General features: G+C 67.1%; 1 protein-coding gene. It reads left to right on the top strand.

What is annotated here, in order from left to right:
• On the top strand, positions 1-337 hold a 337-nt coding region (locus CYJ76_RS11755), incomplete at both ends, for a penicillin-binding transpeptidase domain-containing protein (RefSeq protein ID WP_269148635.1).

Raw genomic sequence — 337 nt, 5'->3', positions numbered from 1 at the left:
CGCACAGGTGACCAACGTCAGCGGTGCCAGCTGCGGCACATGCAGCATCGCCGAGGCGCTGAAGCAGTCGCTGAACACCAGCTTCATCCGTCTGACCCAGTCGCTGAAGGGCGGCCCGCAGGACGTCGCCGACATGGCGCACCGCCTGGGCGTGGCCGAGGAGCTGCCGGGCGTGGGCAAGACTCTGCAGGAGGCAAATGGCAAGCCGGCAGAGGGCATCACGCTGGGCATGTACCAGTCCAGCCCACTGGATATGGCCACCGCCCTGGCAACCCTGACCAACGGCGGCACCTACCACCGCCCGCACTTCGTGGAGAAGGTGGAGAACTCCAACGGC

Origin of the sequence: Kytococcus schroeteri, assembly GCF_002847825.1 — a bacterium.
In the GTDB taxonomy this organism is placed as follows: Bacteria; Actinomycetota; Actinomycetes; order Actinomycetales; family Dermatophilaceae; genus Kytococcus; species Kytococcus schroeteri.
Note: the sequence above shows the minus strand (reverse complement) of the source record. Positions and strands in the feature narration are given on the sequence as shown.